The sequence below is a fragment of the Paenibacillus sabinae T27 genome (assembly GCF_000612505.1).
Classification (GTDB): Bacteria; Bacillota; Bacilli; order Paenibacillales; family Paenibacillaceae; genus Paenibacillus_AQ; species Paenibacillus_AQ sabinae.
Map to the genome: position 1 here is coordinate 2,953,314 of NZ_CP004078.1, position 22,280 is coordinate 2,975,593.

The 22,280-nt window shown below is 51.0% G+C and carries 21 protein-coding genes, 2 pseudogenes and 1 riboswitch; of the genes and pseudogenes, 10 read left to right on the forward strand and 13 right to left on the reverse strand.

What is annotated here, in order from left to right; all coding sequences use genetic code 11:
- Positions 1-105: 105 nt before the first annotated feature.
- The 6 genes from PSAB_RS13560 to PSAB_RS13580 all read right to left on the reverse strand — a co-directional run bounded on the left by PSAB_RS13560 (position 106) and on the right by PSAB_RS13580 (position 5,156).
- Entirely contained in the window at positions 106-861 is a 756-nt protein-coding gene (locus PSAB_RS13560; RefSeq protein WP_025335124.1) for an SDR family NAD(P)-dependent oxidoreductase, read from the reverse strand.
- 214 nt (positions 862-1,075) lie between these two features.
- Complete coding sequence (locus PSAB_RS13565) at positions 1,076-1,471, reverse strand: DUF2500 domain-containing protein (protein WP_025335125.1); 396 nt, start codon at positions 1,469-1,471, stop codon at positions 1,076-1,078.
- Positions 1,472-1,696: 225 nt separating this feature from the next.
- On the reverse strand, positions 1,697-1,873 hold the full coding sequence (locus PSAB_RS25955; RefSeq protein WP_165093307.1) for a hypothetical protein: 177 nt from the start codon (positions 1,871-1,873) through the stop codon (positions 1,697-1,699).
- A gap of 248 nt (positions 1,874-2,121) precedes the next feature.
- On the reverse strand, positions 2,122-3,405 hold the full coding sequence (locus PSAB_RS13570; protein ID WP_051529769.1) for a WD40/YVTN/BNR-like repeat-containing protein: 1,284 nt from the start codon (positions 3,403-3,405) through the stop codon (positions 2,122-2,124).
- Between the two features lie 40 nt (positions 3,406-3,445).
- Entirely contained in the window at positions 3,446-4,837 is a 1,392-nt protein-coding gene (locus PSAB_RS13575) for a branched-chain amino acid transporter BcaP (RefSeq protein ID WP_025335127.1), read from the reverse strand.
- 115 nt (positions 4,838-4,952) lie between these two features.
- A complete protein-coding gene (locus tag PSAB_RS13580) occupies positions 4,953-5,156 on the reverse strand; it encodes a LysE family transporter (protein WP_025335128.1) in 204 nt (67 codons plus the stop codon).
- Positions 5,157-5,307: 151 nt separating this feature from the next.
- Between PSAB_RS13580 and PSAB_RS13585 the strand changes: the two are divergent.
- Positions 5,308-6,236, forward strand: a pseudogene (locus tag PSAB_RS13585) (L-lactate dehydrogenase).
- A 107-nt stretch (positions 6,237-6,343) separates the two neighbouring features.
- Here PSAB_RS13585 and PSAB_RS13590 read toward each other — a convergent pair.
- From PSAB_RS13590 to PSAB_RS13600, 3 genes are read right to left on the reverse strand one after another with little or no spacing between them, the layout of a single operon-like run.
- Entirely contained in the window at positions 6,344-7,441 is a 1,098-nt protein-coding gene (locus PSAB_RS13590; RefSeq protein WP_025335129.1) for a DUF3900 domain-containing protein, read from the reverse strand.
- Positions 7,442-7,470: 29 nt separating this feature from the next.
- Positions 7,471-8,379: a tyrosine-type recombinase/integrase gene (locus PSAB_RS13595; RefSeq protein WP_025335130.1), complete on the reverse strand. Its 909-nt coding sequence runs from the start codon at positions 8,377-8,379 to the stop codon at positions 7,471-7,473.
- Between the two features lie 52 nt (positions 8,380-8,431).
- Positions 8,432-9,343, reverse strand: coding sequence for a LysR family transcriptional regulator (locus PSAB_RS13600; protein WP_025335131.1), 912 nt, complete (start codon positions 9,341-9,343; stop codon positions 8,432-8,434).
- Positions 9,344-9,470: 127 nt separating this feature from the next.
- Between PSAB_RS13600 and PSAB_RS13605 the strand changes: the two genes are divergently transcribed.
- The 4 genes from PSAB_RS13605 to PSAB_RS13620 all read left to right on the forward strand — a co-directional run bounded on the left by PSAB_RS13605 (position 9,471) and on the right by PSAB_RS13620 (position 14,256).
- Positions 9,471-10,787: an APC family permease gene (locus PSAB_RS13605; protein ID WP_025335132.1), complete on the forward strand. Its 1,317-nt coding sequence runs from the start codon at positions 9,471-9,473 to the stop codon at positions 10,785-10,787.
- A gap of 497 nt (positions 10,788-11,284) precedes the next feature.
- Positions 11,285-12,604 (forward strand): PQQ-binding-like beta-propeller repeat protein, encoded by a 1,320-nt coding sequence (locus tag PSAB_RS13610; RefSeq protein ID WP_025335133.1) that lies wholly within the window; start codon positions 11,285-11,287, stop codon positions 12,602-12,604.
- 209 nt (positions 12,605-12,813) lie between these two features.
- Positions 12,814-13,413, forward strand: coding sequence for a Crp/Fnr family transcriptional regulator (locus tag PSAB_RS13615; protein WP_025335134.1), 600 nt, complete (start codon positions 12,814-12,816; stop codon positions 13,411-13,413).
- Positions 13,414-13,479: 66 nt separating this feature from the next.
- Complete coding sequence (locus PSAB_RS13620) at positions 13,480-14,256, forward strand: SDR family NAD(P)-dependent oxidoreductase (protein WP_025335135.1); 777 nt, start codon at positions 13,480-13,482, stop codon at positions 14,254-14,256.
- A 36-nt stretch (positions 14,257-14,292) separates the two neighbouring features.
- Here PSAB_RS13620 and PSAB_RS13625 read toward each other — a convergent pair whose 3' ends face one another.
- The gene (locus tag PSAB_RS13625; RefSeq protein ID WP_038595878.1) at positions 14,293-15,300 is read right to left on the reverse strand and encodes a ketoacyl-ACP synthase III; all 1,008 of its coding nucleotides are present in this window, start codon (positions 15,298-15,300) and stop codon (positions 14,293-14,295) included.
- A 170-nt stretch (positions 15,301-15,470) separates the two neighbouring features.
- On the opposite strand from PSAB_RS13625, the gene PSAB_RS25960 reads away from it, so the two are divergent.
- Positions 15,471-15,638: a hypothetical protein gene (locus tag PSAB_RS25960; protein ID WP_165093326.1), complete on the forward strand. Its 168-nt coding sequence runs from the start codon at positions 15,471-15,473 to the stop codon at positions 15,636-15,638.
- 127 nt (positions 15,639-15,765) lie between these two features.
- Here PSAB_RS25960 and PSAB_RS13630 read toward each other — a convergent pair whose 3' ends face one another.
- Positions 15,766-16,104: a winged helix-turn-helix transcriptional regulator gene (locus tag PSAB_RS13630; RefSeq protein ID WP_025335137.1), complete on the reverse strand. Its 339-nt coding sequence runs from the start codon at positions 16,102-16,104 to the stop codon at positions 15,766-15,768.
- Between the two features lie 162 nt (positions 16,105-16,266).
- Here PSAB_RS13630 and PSAB_RS13635 point away from each other — a divergent pair, with 162 nt between their 5' ends.
- Positions 16,267-16,818 (forward strand): NAD(P)H-dependent oxidoreductase, encoded by a 552-nt coding sequence (locus PSAB_RS13635; RefSeq protein ID WP_025335138.1) that lies wholly within the window; start codon positions 16,267-16,269, stop codon positions 16,816-16,818.
- A 55-nt stretch (positions 16,819-16,873) separates the two neighbouring features.
- Complete coding sequence (locus PSAB_RS13640; RefSeq protein ID WP_025335139.1) at positions 16,874-17,587, forward strand: SDR family oxidoreductase; 714 nt, start codon at positions 16,874-16,876, stop codon at positions 17,585-17,587.
- 71 nt (positions 17,588-17,658) lie between these two features.
- Here the strand turns inward: PSAB_RS13640 and PSAB_RS13645 are convergent, their stop codons facing one another.
- Positions 17,659-18,618: a helix-turn-helix transcriptional regulator gene (locus PSAB_RS13645; protein WP_025335140.1), complete on the reverse strand. Its 960-nt coding sequence runs from the start codon at positions 18,616-18,618 to the stop codon at positions 17,659-17,661.
- Positions 18,619-18,740: 122 nt separating this feature from the next.
- Between PSAB_RS13645 and PSAB_RS13650 the strand changes: the two genes are divergently transcribed.
- Together PSAB_RS13650 and thiC are read left to right on the forward strand one after the other, a co-directional pair.
- On the forward strand, positions 18,741-19,679 hold the full coding sequence (locus tag PSAB_RS13650; RefSeq protein WP_025335141.1) for a Gfo/Idh/MocA family protein: 939 nt from the start codon (positions 18,741-18,743) through the stop codon (positions 19,677-19,679).
- 42 nt (positions 19,680-19,721) lie between these two features.
- Positions 19,722-19,833, forward strand: a riboswitch (TPP riboswitch).
- A gap of 85 nt (positions 19,834-19,918) precedes the next feature.
- A pseudogene (thiC, locus tag PSAB_RS13655) lies at positions 19,919-21,657 on the forward strand (phosphomethylpyrimidine synthase ThiC).
- Between the two features lie 179 nt (positions 21,658-21,836).
- Here thiC and PSAB_RS13660 read toward each other — a convergent pair.
- Positions 21,837-22,235: a nuclear transport factor 2 family protein gene (locus PSAB_RS13660; RefSeq protein ID WP_063619497.1), complete on the reverse strand. Its 399-nt coding sequence runs from the start codon at positions 22,233-22,235 to the stop codon at positions 21,837-21,839.
- Between the last annotated feature and the right edge of the window lie 45 nt (positions 22,236-22,280).

A 22,280-nucleotide genomic window follows, 5' to 3' on the forward strand; every position in this document is an offset into this window, starting at 1 on the left:
TCAATTTGCCAAGTGAGGCAGTCGTTCTGTATTGCACGTTGTATTGTATGTGCGAACGCCCAAGTGGTGACTTTACCTGCGATTTTTTATTGTTCGAAGTTGGAGTCAGGGCTCATAGATCATCTTGCGGGTCATGCCGCCATCAATGACGAGCTGGGCGCCGGTAACAAACCGGTTGTCCGGAGAGGTCAAATATAGACAGGCTTTGGCGATGTCGCCCGGGACACCGACTCTTCCCGCAGGATGCTGGGTATGGTCGATTTCATGCAGCGCGCCGTAATCCCCCGTTTCGATCCATCCCGGCAGGATGCAGTTCACCGTAATGCCGTCCGGGCCAAGTGTGATTGCCATCGCATGGGTCAGCGAAGAAATAGCTCCTTTGGAGGCGGCATACGCTTCGGTATCCGGCTCGGACATCAGGGCGCGGGTGGAGGAAATATTCACGATCGCTCCTCCATCTGGATTGTTCCGCATGACTTTCGCGGCCTCCCGCCCCATCAGAAAGCAGCCCCGGGCGTTCGTGTTCATCACCTTATCCCAATCCGCCGCCGACAGCTCGTAAAATGCCGAGGTATGCGGGCTCGCGATCCCTGCGTTATTAATCAGGATATCCACGGTGTCGAAAGCCTGTACCGTTTGCCGGACCGCGGCTGCAGTATCCGCCTCCTGGCTAACATCGCAGGAGATAAAGACCGCTTGTCCTCCCTCCCGCCGGATGTCCTCCGCGGTCTGTTCGCCCAGCTCCCGGTCCAGCTCCGCAACAACCACTTGTGCGCCCTCGCCCGCATACGCCTTTGCAACCGCCCGGCCGATTCCCCGGCCCGCTCCGGTTACGATGACGGCTTTATTTTTATACATCATGCTCTATTCCTCCATTCTCAAATTAGGTCCGTAAACAAGAAGAAACGCCTGACGGCGACCTTTAAAGTCGCAAGTACGTTTCTCGTAGAAATATAAGGCTATTTATAAACGTGAAACTAATAAATTCTTATATTTAGTAATATATCCCCTGAGTCCGCATAACGGAAACAGAGGATATCCATAAATTATTACAATTTGAACAAAAACGCCTGAACTAGCGCTGCCCTGCCACGGAAAAATGGGGCTCCCGCTTGAACCCCCGGTACCTGGTGCCCTGGTAGGTCAGCCATCCTTGATCACGCTCGGCGCTGATCCCGTATTCGCTCCCGCTCACTTTGAATTCCGCCCGTTCTCCATTCTCGAATTCAAAGGTCAAATAATAGATCATCGTCGTACGGGCGGCGCTTCCTTCTTCCGTAGAGTTCTGTTTAATCTCGCTGCGCCTCGATACAATGCGGGCAGGAACGGTCAGAACGGGCATCCGGTTGTTCCTGCTCCACGCAAGCAGACCCCTGCCGGCCGAAAGGGCGACAATGCCTATCATCAAGGCAAAAAAGATCGGCAATACCGTTCCGGCAAAATCAAACATCCATGATAGGTCCGGCCCCAAACTCATAACTGATTCCCCCTCGCCTCCCGTATTGCGCCCGCTTAGACACCCGGCCAACTCGGGCTTCCTTACAGTATATGCCCGTACTTTTAGAGCATACTTGCCGCTTGAAGCTAAAGACCCCTCGAAAGCGCGATTCGCTTAAGATGAACGAAACAAAAAGACCGCTGTTCCCCCGTTAAACCGGAAAAACCAGCGGCCTAAAGCCTTGTAGAAATCTGTATCTTACGCATGCACCAGGTCCAAAAAGCGTTTTGTTTCATCTTCCTGCTCCGGGATCATTCCGTTCTGGGCCCAACAAGCTTTGCATTGCTCTTCCGTCTCGCACAGGTAAGCATCCTCGCAGTTATAGCACATTTGCAGAAGGTTTCTCGTTACAAAATCCGTTTCAAATGTTTTCATGGTAATCTCTCCTGTTCGCTGTTTGACTTTGTGAAATTTTTAACGTTCTTTCCATGTGTAAAATATATCACAGGAACCATCGCAGATAATGTGATTTTTTTCACATTGAAGAGAAAATTTTAAATAATTTTTTCATTGTTTATTTTTGTTCTGATAGCTGATACGAAATTTGCAGGGAAGTTTGGATACCCTTTGTAAAAAAAGCGCGCGCTCCTCCTCCCTTACGGATTCGAAAACGCACGCTTCGGTTACATAACACGCCAATTAATGCCGCCATTGGTCGTCTGGAGCAAGATCGAACGCTTATCCTTGCTTCTTTCGATCAGCAGCCAACCGACGTCTTTGGAGATAAACTGCAGCTTGACGATCTTCGGATATTCGGACAGTTTGGATATCAAGACGGTACTGGCTGGAAGCGACTTCCAGTCCCTCCCCTGATTGGTTGTCCGGTATAATACATTCCCGTTAATGATCCAGCCGTCATTGCTATTCAGAAAGGTTGGCGGCACATCCTCGTTATCTCCGGTCCTGAGCCCCAGATTAAACTCCGCCCATTTCCAATCGATGCCGCCATTAGTAGTAAAATAGCCGTTGTAGACTTTTCCAGCCGTATTCTTCCTGGTGCCTACAACCGGAATCCAGCCGGTGGCCGGGCCGAAGAATTCCGGCTTTCCCAAAGTTACGTTATCGTAATTGTTAAAAGCACCGGAAGCGGGCAGCGCCTTCACCTCTCTCCAGCTTGATCCGCCGTCAACGGTGCGGTACAGCTTCGGATTCTTTGACCGGTTCAGTGGAATCAGGCCGGTCTCGCCGTCCCGGAACACCACTCCGCCGGCTATGCCCACAACCGGGAGCGCCGGATGGGGAGAGTTCGGCGAATACTGATCATTTTGCATAATGGTCTTCCAGGTTGCGCCACCGTCATCCGTCATATACAGCGCCTTGCTCTCGCGGCTCTCCTCGGTGTCCCAGGTTGCCATCAGCCAACCCTTAAACGGTGAGGAAAAATAAGCCGAAGATATTTTGCTCCCCTGGCTGAGCGGAGAGATTTTCCAGCTCTTCCCCCCGTCCCTGGTGCGCAGCACAATGGTCTCCATCATTCCGAACGTCTGCCGGATAATCCAGCCGTTATCGGAGTCCGTGAAGAAGATATCCCGGCCGTAAACGGGATTCGACGAGAACTGGACGGCGGAAGCGGGAGAAATATTAGTCCACGTCTTCCCGTTATCCCGGGTCAAGTAGAGACGCAGCGCATTTTTGGTCACGCCCCAAGCCAGTCCTTCCGATTCGCTAAACAGGTGAAAGTCGGTCAACCGCGTCTGAATCTGATATTTCGACGCCTTGGACGAGTCGATGTTGCCCGCATCGGGCGTGATCAGAGTAATCGTCTGCCCTTCTTCCGGCTTCTCCGTCGGCTGAGGCTGCGGCGAGGGCTCCGGCGGGGGAGATGAACAGGATGCCAGAATCAGCGCTGCCGGAAGAACGACGAATAATTTTCTCAGATGCTTCAGGCACAGAGCCAGTAAAGGCAAAGCTCTCTCTCCTTTCGATTGTTCACAAGTGTTCTATGGTTTAACGGTTGCTGTCTCCGTTCAGTTGACTGCTGCGATATCCGTACAGCGCGTAAATCGCAAGTCCGGCGACAAGCCAGACAAAGAAGCCGATCCAGGTCTCCTTGCCGAGATTGTACATTAAATAGGCGCAGGCCGCGGCGCTGAGCAACGGAATGACAGGCACCCAAGGAACCGTAAATCCGCGTGTAAGTCCGGGATGAGTACGACGCAGCACGATAACGCCGAGCGAGACGACAACAAAGGCAAACAGCGTTCCGATGCTCGTCAGGTTGGCCAGCCGGTCAAGCGGAATAAATCCCGTCAAAGCCGCAATCACGACTCCTACCATCCACGTGCTTCGGACGGGCGTATGTGTCTTGGAGTTGACACTGGACATGGCCTTTGGCAGCAAGCCGTCGCGGGAAATCGCAAATAGCAGCCGCGCCAGGCCGAACAGCATGACAAGCAGCACAGTGGTCATGCCTGTAATCGCGCCGACAGAAATGAGTCCTGCAATCATGTCTTGTCCGGCGAACCGCAGGGCAAAAGACACCGGATCGCTGACATTCAGGCTCTGGTAAGGAACGATGCCGGTCAGAACGAGCGAAACGGCAATGTACAGAACGGTGCAAATGGCCAGCGAGGAGATAATGCCAATAGGCAAATCCCGCTGGGGCCGCTTGACTTCTTCGGCGGCGGTGGACAGCGCGTCAAATCCGATATAGGCAAAGAATACGGTCGCCGCGCCGTTCATGATCCCGTGAAAGCCAAACGGCATAAACGGCGTCCAGTTCTCGGGCTTTACATAGAATATGCCGGTAAAAATAAACAGCAGCACGACGGCGATCTTGATGACGACCATCACTTCATTGAAGCGGGCCGTCTCCTTCACTCCCCGGGTCAGCAGATAGGAGATGAGCAAAATGATGACCACTGCCGGCAAATTGATAAAAGTTCCCTCGTCTGCATTATACGCTCCCGATAAAGCGGTCGGCAAATGTACGCCGAAGCCTTCAAGCAGTCCCTGAAAGTAACCCGACCACCCGCTGCTTACCGCGGCGGCGGCCACCCCGTATTCCAGCACCAGGTCCCAGCCCAGTATCCAGGCGAGCAGCTCGCCGAAGGCCACATAGCTGTAAGCGTAGGCGCTGCCGGATACAGGTAGTGTCGAGGCGAACTCGGCATAGCAGAGCGCAGACAGAGCACAAGCAAGTGCCGCAATGACAAAAGAAAGTACAAGCGCCGGACCCGCGTGCTCGGCCGCAGCCACGCCGGTCATCACGAAGATGCCGGTGCCGATGATGGCGCCGACGCCAAGCGCCGTCAAATCCAGGGCGCCCAAAGTCTTGTTCAGCTTGCCCTCGCCGCTTACCCGGGAAGCGTCAAGCGTTTTTTTGCGAAGTAGATTCATGCTGCAATTCTCTCCAGTCTAAGTTGTAAGATTTAAGGGGTTGTGGTCAAAAGCTTAATGCCCAGCAGGACGAAAATAATGGCGGTCAGCACAATAAAAAGAAGTCCCAATACTATCATTTGTAATGGCGCGTATCCATAATCGTAATTTCAAGGGTATGGACAATGTTCCCGGCGGCCAGCCCAGCGGCTGTATAGACGCCCGCTCTCCTGCCGTTTGCAGCGCCTTGAGTCACCGCGAAGATAAGATCTGGCCCGGGAATAAGAATAAGCAATACCGTCGCCCCCATGTACATGACAATTGAAGAAACCGTAAACAAAAAGTACCGCACCTCCCCTGATCTCCGTTGTACTACCTGTGATTAATGGGTAATGGATTAAATAACGGGTTCTTGAAAAGACTATCGAATGAAGATATGATGGTTAAGATTGGACATAAAAAATTCACACTATCAAAGAGGAGATGGAACTATGGCCCCCCCCTTCAAACCCAACCGCGTCGTCGTTATCGGCACTGGTGCCGTTGGTACGACCACTGCTTACACATTGCTGCTGCGCCGCCGCATGCCCGAACTCGTATTAATTGATGTCAACCACCAAAAGGCGCTTGGCGAAGCGCTCGACATGAACCACGGGATGCCTTTTGTCGGCGGTGTAAAGCTGTGGGCCGGAACCTACGAAGACTGCCGCGACGCGGACATTATCATCGTAACCGCGGGGGCTTCACAGAAGCCAGGCGAGACGCGCATCGACCTTCTGCGCAAAAATATTTCGATTTTCCGGGATATTATCCAAAAGATTACGAAATATAATTCCCACGCCATTTTGTTGATCGCAACCAACCCGGTTGATATTCTTGCTTACGCTACTCTGGAAATTAGCGGATTTGATCGCCGGCGCGTCATCGGGTCGGGCACCGTCCTCGATAGCGCCCGTTTCCGCTACTTGATCGGGAAGAACAAAGAGATCGATCCCCGCAGCATTCACGGTTCGATCATCGGCGAGCACGGAGATTCCGAGGTTCCCGTATGGAGCCTCGCCAACATCAGCGGCGGCATCGATTTGGGTTTGACGACGAGGCCCGCAAGGAAATTTACGAGAACACGAAAAACGCCGCCTATGAAATCATTAACGCCAAAGGGGCGACCTCCTATGCAATCGCACTGGCGCTCGACCGGATTGTGGAGGCCATCCTCAGCAATGAAGGCGCCGTCCTGAACGTATCGACGCTGCTGAACAACTATAACGGCGTATCGGATGTCTTCCTCGGCGCACCGTGCGTTGTGGACCGTTCCGGTGTCCGTGAGGTGCTGAATCTCCCGCTGAGCGACGAGGAGCGGAATTTATTCCAGCAGTCTGCCGAGAAGCTTAAGGCCGAAATCGCGAAGCTGGAGCTGTAAGACAAGCCTTGTTCGTCTGAATTTGGACATGCAACAGATAAGAAGCCGCTGCGCGCTTTAACAGCCGGCGGCTTCATTAAATTGTGTTCGACTTCCCTATTGACTCTCTATTCTACTCCGGGTTCTCCGTCTTCCTCCGACCACTTCTTCTCCAGCAGGCGGTCCGCCAGCCGGTCAAATGGCTCCGGCTGCAGCAGCTCCACAGGCGAAAATCCTTTATCAAAAGTAAACGAAGAGCCTTCGATCACAAGCGCATAACGGTCGCCGAGCGAGGCGATATGGATTTTGTCGCCGAAATCCGCGAGAAATCCTTTGACATAGGTGTCCCCGATTTTGAATTTCAGCTCGATTTCCGGCTTGATGTCGATAATCCTCGCCGCCGCTTCAATGACTTCCTCAGGCTCCCATTTGTTCTGGATGTCCCGCTTCTCGCTTGCGGCCCAAAGCTCCAGATCGCGCTCGGTCTGCTGGCGTTCCTCATGGGACTCGTCGGGCCATTTTGTCTCCACGTAGCTCTGCACATACTCCATGACATGGTCGTTCACAATCTCGGGAATCGACTGCTCGTACGTCACGAACTTCAGAAAATCCTCAAAATACCGGGCGTGCGAAGACTGATGGATCTTGAGCTCCCACTCCTCCACCATGCCTTCCTCGAGCATATAAGGATATTGAATCGACTTCATGTTGCGGGCGCTGATCGCCATTTCCACTTCGCTGATCAAACTGCGCTCATCGGAAATCCGGGCAATCTTGGGCTCAAAATCGCATTTCATAATGAACACGAACGGATCATCCCCGTGGGTATGGAGAACGGCCTGGGAAACAATAAGCGCTCCCCCGCGTACCGCACTCGTATCAAGGTAGCTTCGGACCAGATCATCCCCGAAATTGTGAAAGGATTCCACGTCATCGGCCGCGCGCAGCCGCGTCAGCTGATTAAAGTTCGGATTGCTGTCAAGGTCGTACCCCGGCTCCACCAGAAACCGTCCGATCTTGGTCGGGGCCTGTTCCGTGTTTGGATTCTTCTCCACCTTGCGCTTTGCGGTCCGCGTAAACTCCCCGTCGAGGAATTTCTTGATCTCGCTGTGTTCATACTCTTCTTCATCCAGAGTCTGGTAATGCTTGTACGATTTCGCGCCTTGCCCTTCTTTTCCTTCGACCTGTATCACATAAAAGGACAGAAACCGGACGTTGAATTTCATCTGCTTACCTCATTTATCAATGTTAGATTTTAAAGCTGGAGCTGCAGGCGGGACATGGCTTCTTCTTTTTCCCTGTCCGTAATATGGGTGTACACCGTCGTTGTCTGAATCGAGGAATGGCCAAGCAGCTCTTGTACGGTCCGCAAATCCGCGCCCTTCCTGAGCAGCATCGTAGCAAAAGAATGCCGAAGCTTGTGGCTGGAATAAGCACGCCTGCGAACAGCCGGAATCCCGCTCTGGAACCGCTGAAAGGTCTCGGCGGCTATCCCTTGGATGGCGCGGATCGAAAGGCGACGGCCTTTTTGCGAAATGAACATCGCGTCTTCCCTGCTTCCCCGCCAAGGCGTCAGCCGTTCCTCAAGCGCTTGCTCCAAATAGGGGGCGATGTCCGCCGGCACCGGAACGTTTCGCCATTTGCGGCCTTTGCCGAAGACGCGCAGGGTGCGCCGCTCTGGATGATAATCCCCCAAACCCAGCGTATGTACCTCTCCGACGCGCAGACCCATATAGGCCATCAGCAAAAAAATCGCCAGATTGCGCTCTCGGTACTTGCCGTCGACATGAGCCAGAAAAAGCCGCATATCGTCCTCGTCCAGGAAGACCGGCTCCCGGTTCTTCTCGGTCTTGGACTTCTTGATGCCTGATGCGGGATTGGCGGTAAGCAGTTCAAGCTCGATCAGTGATTTGAAGAAACAGCTGACCGAAGCGTGCTTGCGGTTCCTCGTCGTGTCGCTGACTCCTCGTTCGCGCATGGAGGTCAGGAAGGAGATGACGTGCAGCTTTTTGACAGTATCCAGTTTCTTGCCGTTTAGACTGTTCAGGAACTGCCGGATATCGGCCAGATACGATTTTTGGGTATACGGGGTATAGCCCGCATCCTTCATCCAGACGTTAAAAGCTTCGAGTTCTTCCTCATACTCCAGTAGAGCTTCGTCCATTCTGGATTTCCTCCTCCCCTTTTACCGACCTCTTATTATAGCAAATCACAACTTAGCCGGGAACACCTTGGCGCTGCCACCCCGCCGCATGTTTTTGCACCATTTCCATAAAAGCTTCGAGCGCAGGAGACTTCCATTTTTTCCGGTGATACGCAACCTGGGTCGCCACCCGCTGGGATTCATCATCCCAGATCAGCCGCGCAAGCGTTCCTTCCGAGAGTTCTTTTTGCACCGTAACCAGCGGTAAAAAAGATATGCCCAGACCGGCCATCACGCACTGCTTGATCGCTTCAATGCTCCAGAATTCCAGCTTCGGGTCCGGATACACGCCATGCGCATTCAAATGCTGCTCAAACAATATCCGGTACGAACAGCCCGTCTCCGTATGCAGAATCGTCTCCTCTTTCAGATCGGACGGCTCGACTGCGGATAGGCGAACCAGCCGGTGATTCACCGGCGCCACGAGCGCCATCTCCTCCTGCACCAGCGTTTCGATATGCAGATCCCGGTCCTCCTGCTCGGGCTGCAGCAGAAAGGCCAAATCGACCTCGCCCGAGCGGATCATTTCCCGCAAATCCCAGCAGAAACCGGGTTTTAAGATCATCTCCACCTGGGGATACTTTTCCCGGTATTCACGGATGATTCCGGGCAGCCGGAAAGCCGCAAGGGATTCGGGCCCGCCGATCTTGAGCGATCCACCGATGCCGCTTTGCGAGCGCAGCGCGTTCTCGGCCATGGCGTGCATTTTGGAAATCTCCTGGGCATACGGCAGCAGGCGGCGTCCGGCGTCGGTCAGAGTAATTCTTTTGCCGATCCGGTTGAACAGAGGTTGACCCAGCTCGTTCTCCAGAGCCTGAATTTGCGCCGTAATGCTGGACTGGGCGTAATCCAGCTTCTGCGCGGCCCGGGTGAAGCTCCCGGCTTCCACCACGACCAAAAAAGTAAAAAGATGACGGGATTCCATCGACACGCACCCTTCCATCGGAATTTTGAATGGATGTCATCTAAACATTCCGTTTTTCCAATAGGACCATTATCTGATACTCTTTAAAAAAAGACAAGAAAGAAACAAGAAAGGCTGGATGATTGTAATGAAGGAATCCAATTCGCTGCAAAACCATATCGGGATGCCGCAGGCGATCGCTCTATATATCGGCGCGGTGCTCGGATCGGGGATCCTGATCGTCCCCGGACTGGCAGCGGAAATGGCGGGGCCTGCTTCGCTGCTCGCTTGGGGATTCATGACGCTGCTGATTCTGCCGATGGCGCTCTCGATGGGGCTGCTCTCCGCGAAATTCCCCAACGCCGGCGGCGTATCCCATTTCGTAACGCTTGCTTTCGGAGAACGCGCCGGTACGCTGGTCGGCTGGTTCTTCCTGATGTCCGTCCCGATCGGCGCCCCCGTAGCCGCCCTGACCGGAGGGGGCTATATGTCCGCCGCCATGGGCTGGGGCGAACCGGCGCGAATCGCGCTGGCTGCCGCAATTCTTGCTACAGGGCTCGGCATGAACTGGGTCGGCATGCAGCTCGCCGGAAAAGTGCAAATCGCCGTCGTAGTGGCCATCGTTGCCGTGCTCGTCTTTGCTTTTGCCGCCGCGCTGCCCCGAATGGACAGCGCCTCTTTCACGCCGTTTGTTCCGCACGGCTGGATGAACGTTGGCAAGGCAACGGCCATTCTGTTCTGGTGCTTTATCGGCTGGGAAGCGGTGTCCCATCTGTCCGAAGAATTCAAGGACCCGCAGCGCGCAGCAGTTAAAGGGGTTACCATCTCTGCTATCATTGTCGGCGCGCTCTATTTCCTCACGGCGCTGGCCGTGGTCGGCACCGAAAGCTACCTTAAAGGAAGCTCCTCCTCGCTGGTCTGGATGATCACCCGGCCGCTTGGACATTGGGGCGGACTGGTCGCCGGACTTACGGGTCTGTTCATCTGCACCGCCACGATCATCGCCTATGTCGGCGCCGCTTCAAGGGTGGCCTATGCAATGGCCCGCCAGGGGCACGCCCCTCAGTGGATGAGCCGTATGTCCGGCCGGTTCCATACGCCGATCGGCGCGCTGGCCTTCCTGCTGCTGTGCTTTACAACAGTGATGACACTGTACGGCAGCGGCCTTGTGTCGCTGACTACCCTCATCACCTTCCCGAACGCCACCTTTATCCTGACTTATATCGGAGGCTGCGCGGCGGGAATCCGGCTGCTCAAGGGCAGCCGGTTCGGAGTGACCATCAGCTGGATTTCCTTTGCCGCAACGGCAGCTGTGTTCCCGTTCACCGGAATGGCGATTGCCTACCCCGGCATCATCGCTGTTTTTTATTTGACTTTTTCCTATTATAATAATAAGCGGAAGACGGCCATTAAGACCCAGCCTGCGCCGGTGAAACGCCCGGAGCAGCGGAGTGAAGTGTCCTAATAGCACATATCGAAAAACGCCGGCAGAGCATCGGATGAAGCTCTGCCGGCGTTTTTTTAATGTAATGAAGTATCCTGGTTTAACGGGATTTGTACCCTATATAAGCTGAACTTAAGATTTTTCCATCAGATATCAGTCGTAACTACGAGGAATGTTTGGACTTCCGGCCGCTGTTGTCCCCAGATTTCTTGATTTATACCGCTCTCTGCAGATGAAATCCGGAGACAAAGGCGATCGCTATCGCTCCTACAGTTCCAAACTTCCCCTTCGTTACTCCTTGCCCTGATGCCATTTTTCAAGTTCATCTTATATAAGCGGTTGGGCGTCCTTTAGTAAAGCCGTTCTGTATTTCCCGTCTGACTGGCGGAATTGATATTAGTTTACATAATATATTTTATGTTAACCAATTTTGTTCTTTGGATTGATTTTCCATATTTAGCAACTTTCTCGCCACTTCAGGAGTCAAATACATAGAAGAATAACAAGGAGATGATCTGTTGAAAAAAACAACCTATATTCTGAACGCGCTGCTCGCCACATCGCTGCTTACCGCCGGTGATGGTCTTTACGGACATATCGCGGCGGCCGATACCGTACATGGCAATACCTCTACCGTTTCCACTGCTGTCGACTCCGCAACTCCAGCGCTTAAACTGCTTTGGCAGGCACAAACGAACGGAAGCAGACTTTATGAAAAGCAGGCCCCCGTAATAAACGGCCTTGTATACTATGCAGCAAGCGGCAAGCTCATAGCGGCAGATCTAGCGACAGGCAAGGTGAAATGGTCCATCCCGGGAGGACAGTATCCCGAAGTAATAACAGGCAATTCCGTCTTTTACATTACAAGCAGCGGCAATCTGGTGCGTGCGGATGCCCGAAACGGGAAGATAATCTGGAAAGCGAAAGGGATCGGTACCTCGCCTGAGACTGGAGCGCATGCCGGATTTGTAAACGGAGCCTTGATTTATTTTAACGAAAACGGCGGACTCGCCGCCTACAATCCTTCTAACGGCAAGAAAAAATGGGAAAACACAGCATTGCCCATGTACGCCAGCTCCCTGATCGGCCAATATGACGGCGTACTCATCGTGTCCAGTACGATCGATAATTACCGGACGCAATTTTTCGGCCTTGATCCCGCGACCGGCAAACAACGGTGGAGAACCGAGGGCGTTTACTCCTTCCTCGCCCACCGGAACGGACAGCTTATGATGCGCCGGCCGCCGGACCTTTCAACGGTTACCGGCGGAGTGGCGGCTCCCGGTTATTTGGTCACTTGGGTTCAACTGAGTCCCCGGACTGGAAAGGTGACCAAAACGGAGAACTATACTCCTCTTAATGATGTAAGCCGACTCGGCAACAGCTATACCTTAATTAAAGGCCCCTATCTCTATACTGCCGACGGAAATCTCGAGAAGAATGAAGCCTTCCTTCGCCGCTATACTTTAGGGCAAGACAGCAATGCCAAACCTGTCAGCTATGAACAGTATGGAAAATGGTTGGCTGGCCCGGAAAACGGGATGGCTTTCTTTTCACAGGGAACCGAATTGATCGGTGTCAAGCTTGGTAATCTTAGTAAAGTGTCCTACGGCCGCTTTCCCACTCCCGTTGCCCGTGTCCAAGCCATAGGTAGGGGCGTGTTCGTCAGTTTGGATAACGGAGACTTTTACTTGATCGAGGCGGCGACGGGCAAAAGGCTCGGGCGTATCTCAACGAAAGCTACAGAGATTGGTAACGCCTATACGGTCAATGGCACGCTTCTCGTTCAGACGAATAAGGGATTATTCGCCGCCGCACTTCCGAAACCGTTAAAATAACCAAAAAATGGAGCAAATCCGCCCGTCCACTTCTCCATCCGCACGAATAAAAATCGCTTAAATCAAAAACAGCGTATAATATATGTTATACGCTGTTTTTTCGCGGCATAAATGACCGCTTTTTTGATCAATTATGACCTTATGTAATGCGACACAAATCTGGGGACTCCCTATAATTGAAATAATCAATCGGGAAAAGAGGAACTGTCTTGTATACGAAGTATTACGATTTCATGATAGATCGTTTAGAAAAATTGACTCATATTCAATTTTCTGAACAAGAAAAAAAGAATGTAATGGAAACATTTAAACCCATTAAGTTAACTAAAAACGATTTCTTTATAAGGGAGGGTGACTTGCCAAGCAAATTAGCCTTCAATGTTTCGGGATTACTAAGAAGTTATTATATAGATAAAAATGGCAATGACTCGACCAAAAACTTTTTTTTCAAGGGTTCCATACTAGGGTATTCAGCATTAATTTTAAATCAACATGCTAAATACTATATTGAGGCATTAGAAAGTTGTATTTTATTGATAACCGAGTATCCTTCCTTCGAAAAAATAACGAAAGATAACATCACATGGTTAAAAGTTATAAAAGCATTACAAGATGAAACAATAATCTACAAAGAATATCGAGAGTCTAGTTTTATATTAGAAGACGCAACACAACGATACGTTAATCTGATTCGAAAGTACCCGAATATTGAAAAACGTATTAAGCAGAAATACATTGCTTCATTTTTAGGCGTTTCCCCTGTTTCTCTGAGTAGAATAAAAAATAAACTTAGTAATTTACAAATGTAAATGAAAAAGCTCTTCTCTTGTTGTATGCTTTTTGCGCCAATACAGCAGAAGCATAGGAGGAGAAAAATGAACGTATTAAATAATTGTGAAGAATATACCCTAGTTACAGGAGCAAGCAGCGGAATTGGAAAAGAGATTGCCAAAGAGTTTGCCATAAGAGGTCGTAATCTAGTATTAATCGCAAGAAATAAAAACGCTCTAGAGGAGTTAGCTAATCAATTAAACACTAACTATAAGGTTAATGTTCTTTTTGTATCAATCGATTTACTGGAAGAGAATGCTTCCAAATCGATTTACGAATGGTGCAAAGAACGTAATATAAAAATTCAAGCGATTATAAATAACGCTGGCGTAGGTTTATTCGGAGAGTTCCATAATTTAAGCGTAGAGAAACAAATAAGTATGATTGCACTGAACATCAATAGTTTAGTTGGTTTGGTTCATTATTTCATTCCAGAACTTAAGAAGCGTAAGAAGGGCTATATTTTAAATGTAGCAAGTATAGCCGCTCTTTACCCATTACCATACTATAGTGTCTATGGCGCGACAAAAGCATTTGTTTTATCGTTTACAGAAGCATTAAGACATGAGTTAAGACACTCAAATATTACAGTAAGTTGTCTTTGTCCCGGGGACACCGATACGAATTTTTTTAATAACGCAGGGAATACAAATCAAAAAAAATTCTTAATGCCGCCAGAAAATGTTGCTAAAGTTGCAGTTGATTCATTACTTAAAAATAAGTCTGTTATTTATCCGGGAAATATGAAACTAATTTCAAAAATTCCAAGATTCATACTCAAAAAAATAATTGCAAGACGAGTGTCAAAATATGAATTGTGACATGATTTGTGTCGCGAGACAGCTTATTCATTTTTTTCACAAAGCCCCCGGCACCGCAACTTGTTCGTCCAATCTCAGCTCCATCAGCTGCCCGGCATGGGTCAAACCGGCGCCAAAGCCGTACAAAAGAACCCGATCCCCATTTTTAACTTTTCCTTCGCGAATGCCGAGGTCGAGAGATAATGGGATGGTAGCAGCTGAAGTATTTCCGAAGTGAACCAAGCTGTACAGCGTCTTGTCCATCGGGTGTTCTATTTTTTCACAGATCGGCTCGATGATCCGCAGGTTGGCGCTATGAGGAATGAACCAGTCCACTTCGTCTATGGTCATGTCCGTTTTAGTTAAAAGCTCTTTGATCCCGCCAGGAATCTTCCGGACCACCCACCGGTACACCTCCCGGCCATTTTGCACAAGGCTTCTTGTATCGACCAATTCGATGTCCTTTACTTTATTCGCTAAATTAGCCCGGTAGACATGGTGCGCCCCGCTCCCTTCACTTTCGAGGTGATACCCCATGAAGCTTTGAAAGTGGTCATCCTGTTCGACCAGCACGGCGCCGGCTCCATCGCCAAATAGCACGCAAGTGGTCCGATCGGTGTAATCCGTGATTTTGGACATGGTGTCCGCGCCGATGACGAGTATTTTCTTGTGAAGTCCGGATGAAATCAAACTGTGCGCAACATGCAGCGCATAGACAAATCCCGAGCATGCCGCGCTTAGATCCATCGCTCCCGTCTGGGCGATATGTAACCGGTCCTGAACAAGGCTGGCAACCGAGGGGAACGTAAAATCCGGCGTACTCGTCGCAACGATAACCATATCTACGTCTTCTACGTTTTTATTAAATCGCTGAATCAGATTGTTTACTGCAGCAACGCACAATTCACTGGTGAATTCATCCGGACGGCTAATTCTGCGCTCCTGAATTCCGGTTCTTTGAATAATCCATTCATTATTCGTGTCGACCATCCGCTCCAGATCAGAATTGGTTAATCTTGTGCCTGGCACGTAACTTCCTATTGCGGTTATTCTTGCTCCTGCCATCCGGATCACCTCATATTGGATTATAAGCTGATATTAGTACCTGGTACTAATTATAGTGTAAGTTGCTGGAAAACGCAATCATTCTTCAAAGCCGCCCTGCCGAACCGCCTGCCGCCCGCCCGCATAGAATAACAGCGAGATCAAGTATTTGGGCAGAGGTGGAATCGAACATGGCTAAAAACAAGCGCGGCAAAGCGCTGTGGCGGATGCCTTCCCGGGCAAGAGGCACATGTCCTCTGTGCGGCAGCACACGGATCAAACTGTTATACACCGCAGTAGGAGCTCAAGGCGAAAAGCTGACGGTATGCAAAAAGTGTCAGGGCAAAAAAGCCGGATAAGCAGGCGATTTTATCGTCCCACTCCTTCCTTTACCCTGCCTTCGACGCTATAAACAGGTAAAGACCACTTCCTCGCGAAGCGGTCTTTTTTGTGCTGGAATAAGGAGCGTAAGCTGCCGCAGCAGGATTACAAACGCAGGCCAAATCTTTTTAACTCGATAAAAATCCCTTCCAGCTGTCTTCCCTTCTCAGTAATTGTATATTCTACGCGCGGAGGCACTTCCGGATAAACCTTGCGTTCCACTACACCGTTCTCTTCCAGCTCTTTAAGACGGAGCGACAGGGTCTTCGGACTGATGCCGTCCATCGATTTGAGCAGATCACTGAAGCGAAGCGTCCCTTCGATTAGCAGGTCCCGGATAATTAAAAACGTCCATTTTGTCCCGATCACGTCCAGCGTCTTGGCAATGGGACATGACTCGCCGGGCGCTCCTTTCGTTAGAACGACGGGTTCATTCTCGCTCATCGAAAACATCCTCCATAAAAATATTTTACTTGGTAAACCCAATCATATCACAAAAATATATTTTCGGAAACTATATGAATTTAATATCACTACTTCCCTTAATGAACTTACTGCTTATATAATATCCATGTGTTAAACCTTATATATAAAGGAGTCGGAGAAATGAAAAATATTCTGATCATCAACGGCCATGAACAATACGGCGGCGCGGAAGGTAAATTGAACCAGACCCTGGTGGATCGGATGGTAAGTATTTTAAGTGAAAAGAACAACGTGCAAACCACGATTATTCAGAACGGGTACAACAACGAAGAAGAGCATCGGAAGTTTTTGTGGGCCGACGTGGTCATCTACCAAACGCCCATCTACTGGTTCAGTATTCCCGGGCTGTTCAAAACGTATATGGATGAAGTGTATGAGTATGGCATCTTTTTCAAGGGCGGAGACCGGTACGGAGAAGGCGGCTTGTTAACCGGTAAAAAATATATGTTCTCCACCACCTGGAACGCTCCCGAGCAGGCATTTGGCGATCCGCAGCAGTTCTTTAAAGGGGAAAAGCTGGACGAGGCAATCGAACATCTGCATCGTGTTCAGGAATTTCTCGGCATGGAGGCATTAAAAAGCTTTGCCTGCTACGATGTCATCAAGAATCCGAAGCTGGATCAATATCTGTCCGAACTGGAAGCCCATCTGCACGAAGTGCTGGGTGCTTAATCGACTGAGCAACGCTCTAGAAAAACACTAAGTACGACTATGAGGAGGATATGTTATGCTGCAAAATCAGAAAGTTGTCATTATCGGAGGAAGCTCCGGAATTGGTCTGGAGGCGGCCAAACAAGTCATAGCACTTGGAGGGGAAGTCATTATTGCCAGCCGGTCGGAAGAGAAACTGCAGAACGCGAAAGAACAACTGGGCGCGAAAGCGTCGGCCCATACGCTGGATACGACGGACGAACAGCAGGTGAAGTCCTTTTTTGAAACGATCGGCACGTTCGATCATCTGGTCATCAGCGCCGCAGTAACTTCCGGAGGGTCTTTCCTCCACACGGAAACCGCCCAAGCCCGCGAGTTGTTCGAGAGCAAATTCTGGGGCCAATACTATGCGGCAAAATACGGTGCGCCAAACATATCACCGAACGGTTCCATTACCTTGTTCTCCGGTGTTGTCGCCTACAAATCGATGATCGGCTCGTCCGTACTGGGCGCAGTTAACGCTGCGGTTTCTAATTTGGGGCAGACGCTGGCCTTGGAGCTCGCTCCCATTCGGGTGAATATTTTGTCGCCGGGTATCATCGATACGCCTTCGAGAAGTAAAATGCCGGAAGACGCGCGAAATGACTTTTATACATCGGTGGCGGGCAAACTGCCGGTACAACGGGTGGGTAAAGCGGAAGATACCGCGCAAGGCGTGCTGTACCTGATCCAAAACGGCTTTGTGACCGGAACCGTTCTTCACGTCGACGGCGGACATCGTATTATTTAAGGCAATCGGCGCACATACTTGGGAACTTGGAAAGCCGTCCTTCCTCCTTCGGGAGAGAAGACGGCTTTTATTCATTCCGCATACCATTCCTTAAGCTCCGAAAGTTTTCTCCGCACAAAAGTCCGAAGCTCCTCTGGAGCAATCACCTCGGCATAACCGACAAATCCCAACACATCCCGGCAGGCCGCCTCATACCCGTACATATTCACTGTCAGCAGAACCGTATCCTTTTCCAAGGCTTCGTGCAAAATATCCAGCTTGTCCCGCAAATTGACGCCCGGCTCTTTCACTTTGAGAACGACCGGGTACTGCTCATCCTCTCGTCTCGACAGCTTAAAAGACTCATTCCGCTCTTTCCAATAAGCCTCCAGCGAGAAATCGGCAGGAATCCCGAACGTTTCCTCTTCCTCTCGGGCTTCAGCGATCCGCTCGCATTTGAAGATCCGCACTTCCTCCGCCATCTCGCAGTAAGCGGCCAGGTACCACTCCCCCTGCTTCACCACCAGCCCATAAGGACGTACACTTCGGAGCGATGTTTCGCCCCCCGGCTTCATGTAATGAATCGTCAGCTTATGCGACTTCCAAAGCGCGGCCCTGATCTTTTCCAGGCAGGGAACCGCCGGTCGCTCGCTCCACCAGGGCGTATCATCGAAAAAAAACCGGGATTTTGCCTTATGCAGATCCGGTTTGTAGGCGTCCGGAAGCGTTTTTTCCAGCTTCAGCAGCGCATTCTTGAGCTTATGTCCCGACTCGGTTCCCGCGCCGGAGTAAATGCCGAGCCCCGTGAGATACAGGTGAACGACATCGTCGCTATGCAGGCTGTTCAGACCAACGGTGTAGCCTTCCATCAGTGAAAGGCCGCCGGAAGGTCCCGGAGTGCTGACAATCGGAACGCCGGCTTCGGCGAGCGTATCCACATCGCGATAAATCGAACGGACGGAGGTTTCGAGCGCTTCCGCGAGCTCTTTGGCTTTTATTTTTCCTCTGGACTCCATCAGCAGTAAAATCGCAACCAGCCGGTGCAGTCTCATCGCTTGACCTCCTTTAGCGGACCATAGAATTTTTTCATAGGGTGATTTCCATATCGTTGCCACTTAGCTGTCAACAATACAAGTATATCATAGAGCAAGAACGATTGAAGGAGATGGAATTCATGAATATTGGCGTACTCGGGACGGGATTTGGGGCATATCATGCCCGCCTGCTGAAAAATATGGACCTGTGCGGACGCGTGGTCGTGTTCGGAAGAGATAAAAACAAGCTGGCTGAATTGGAAAGTGAGTTGAAGGTAGAGATTACCCGGGATTTGGATGGACTTTTGCGCGATCTGGATATAGATGTCATCGATTTGTGTCTACCCTCCCCGCTTCATGCCGAAGTTGCGGTCATGGCGCTTGAGCATGGAAAGCATGTGTTCTGCGAAACGCCCGTATGCTGCTCCATGGAAGAAGCTGCGGCGATGCTGGATGCGGAAAGGCGAACCAGCAAAAGGGTACTCGTTAACCGGTTTATCCATTTTGACCCGGCCTTTACATATCTTCGGGAGTCCTGCCTGAAAGGCACGTACGGCAAGCTGTTGTCACTCACTTTAAAAAGGGAGACGCCCCCGCTCTGGGGTGATCTGGGCCTCGGCTCCCTCCCTATCCAGTTCATGATTCACGAATTGGACTTTATCGAAGGGTTAATGGATTCGCCGGAGCTTCGATCCGCTTGGGGGACGGAATATAGGGATGCGCGGCAGTCGCTGGTTCGGGCGGTATTCAGGCAAGAAGGCACGATTGCGGAAGTTGTCTCTTCCTCTGGAATGCCTGACGGATATCCCTTTACTGTCGGCTATGAAGCTTATTTTGAATCCGGCAAGCTGGTTTTTCTTGAACAGGATTCTGGAGACCAGTCCGATGCCGCTTTGATGGAACACACCGCCTCCGGCGCGCAGCGTCTCGTTTTGGAGGAGATCAATCCGTATGCCGCCACCTTGGAACACGCGCTGTTAAGCTTCCAACACGGTACGAATTCGCTTCTTTCATTGGACCGGGCGGCCCGTTCTCTTGGAACCGCGCTTGAAATCCGGCGGCAAATCTCCCAAGAATAGCTTGTGCTTTCCCAGAGTTTAGGATATCCTGTTAAAGACAACTTCATAGACACGGGAGCTCGGAAATAGCCGGGCTGAGAGGATGGCCCTATGCCATCGACCGTAAAACCTGATCTGGGTAATGCCAGCGGAGGAAACGTCACAGGCTTTGTATGTTCAAAGACCGCTTCTTCGGATGCGGTCTTTTTTGCGTACCTGGCCTCCTCCGGCGCTTCACACCATTATGAGGAGGAATTGAAATGACAAGTCAAAGTCAGAAAGTGTATGTGAAAGGTTCGCGGGAGGACATTCGGGTTCCCATGCGCGAGATTACGCTGAGCGATACGACCGGGGTTGACGGCAGCGCAACTCCTAATCCCCCAGTACGGGTATATGACGCCAGCGGCCCTTATTCCGATACACTGATGTGTACGGATATCCGGAAAGGACTCCCCCCGCTCCGTCATAGCTGGATATTGGAACGCGGGGATGTCGAGGAATATGAGGGCCGGGACGTAAAGCCGGAAGATAACGGATTGCGGAATTTGGAGCAGGACCCTAACGCGGAAGTCTTTCCGGGATTAAAACGGCAGCCGCTGCGCGCCAAGAGCGGAGCCAATGTTACACAGATGCACTATGCCCGCAAAGGCATCATCACACCGGAGATGGAGTTTATTGCTATCCGCGAAAATGTTGATCCGGAGTTTGTCCGCAGCGAAGTCGCGAGCGGCCGAGCGATCATCCCCAGCAACATCAATCACCCGGAAAGCGAGCCAATGATCATCGGCCGGAACTTTTTGGTGAAAATAAACGCCAATATCGGAAACTCCGCGGTCTCCTCCTCGATCGACGAAGAAGTGGAGAAAATGCGCTGGGCGACCCATTGGGGCTCGGATACGATTATGGATCTTTCGACTGGCCGTCATATTCATACGACCCGGGAATGGATTGTCCGCAACTCCCCAGTGCCTGTAGGAACGGTGCCGCTGTATCAGGCGCTGGAAAAGGTCGGCGGCAAGGCGCATGAGCTGAGCTGGGAAATCTATCGCGATACGCTGATTGAACAGGCCGAGCAGGGCGTCGACTATTTCACGATCCATGCGGGCGTGCTGCTGCGCTATGTCCCTTTGACAGCCAAACGCTAACGGGCATCGTATCCCGCGGCGGCTCGATCATGGCGGCCTGGTGCCTCGCCCATCATCAGGAGAACTTCCTGTATACTCATTTTGAGGAAATCTGTGAAATCATGAAGACGTACGACATCGCGTTCTCCCTGGGAGACGGCCTGCGGCCGGGTTCCATCGCCGATGCAAACGACGAAGCGCAGTTCGCTGAGCTTGAAACTCTGGGTGAGCTGACCGAGATTGCCTGGAAGCATGATGTGCAGGTGATGATTGAAGGCCCGGGGCATGTTCCGATGCACAAAATCAAGGAGAATGTCGACCGCCAAATGGAAGTGTGCAAGGAAGCGCCCTTCTACACGCTTGGTCCGCTTACGACGGATATCGCGCCGGGCTACGATCATATTACTTCCGCCATCGGCGCGGCGATGATCGGCTGGTTCGGCACGGCCATGCTCTGCTACGTGACGCCTAAGGAGCATCTGGGCCTCCCGAACAAGGACGATGTGCGCGAAGGCGTCATCGCCTACAAGATCGCGGCGCACGCGGCCGATCTGGCCAAAGGGCATCCTGGGGCACAGGAACGGGACGACGCGCTGTCCAAAGCCCGGTTCGAGTTCCGCTGGAAGGACCAGTTTCAGCTGTCACTTGATCCGGAGCGGGCTACGGAATACCATGACGAGACCTTGCCTGCAGAAGGCGCGAAGACGGCGCATTTCTGCTCGATGTGCGGCCCGAAATTTTGCAGCATGAGAATCACGCAGGACATCCGGGAATATGCCAAGCAGAATAATCTGGAGGATGCCGAAGCGATTGAACGCGGAATGAAGGAGAAATCGCAGCAGTTTGCGGAAGCGGAGCACGGGTTGTATCTTTAATTTTTAAGGTTATGAAGCGGCAGTCTAAAGAAGTCTTAGGCTGCCGCTGTTTATTGAGTATCCTTCTCTTGTTTGCTTAGTCTTTGTTCAATTTCCGTATTTCTTTTTCCAATCCTCTGACCACTCGTAAAAAGTCATTCCTGTTACTTCCTCTAACGTTTGACCATAGTAATTGGATATTATTGCTGCTGCGCTTTGTAAACTTCCAGGAACGAGGACTCTTCCCCAAGAGCTGCAAGCGCGACAACCGGATTCCAATAATCCTTGTAGTGAACGATCTTGTTTTCCTTCGTTTCAATCACGGAAATATAACTTTGCAGATAAGGCTTACCGGTTATTATGGCCTGCCCTTCTTCGATTCCAAATTCAATAATTATCACATTGGGGTTCAGAGTCAGATGGAAAGTCGGTTCTTTAAATTTGGAGAGCTCAATCTTGTTGGGAATTTCCTTTACATATTTATAAAGGGCAGATTTCCCTTCTAATTTCAGGGTATATCCTTTGGGCGCGAATGGAAATTCGAAGATGACATTCTCATCAAACAATTCGATAAATTTATCCATGTCCTTTTCTATCATAGAATTTTTAAATTTCTCGAAAATTTCCTGTGCTTCCCGGAGTCT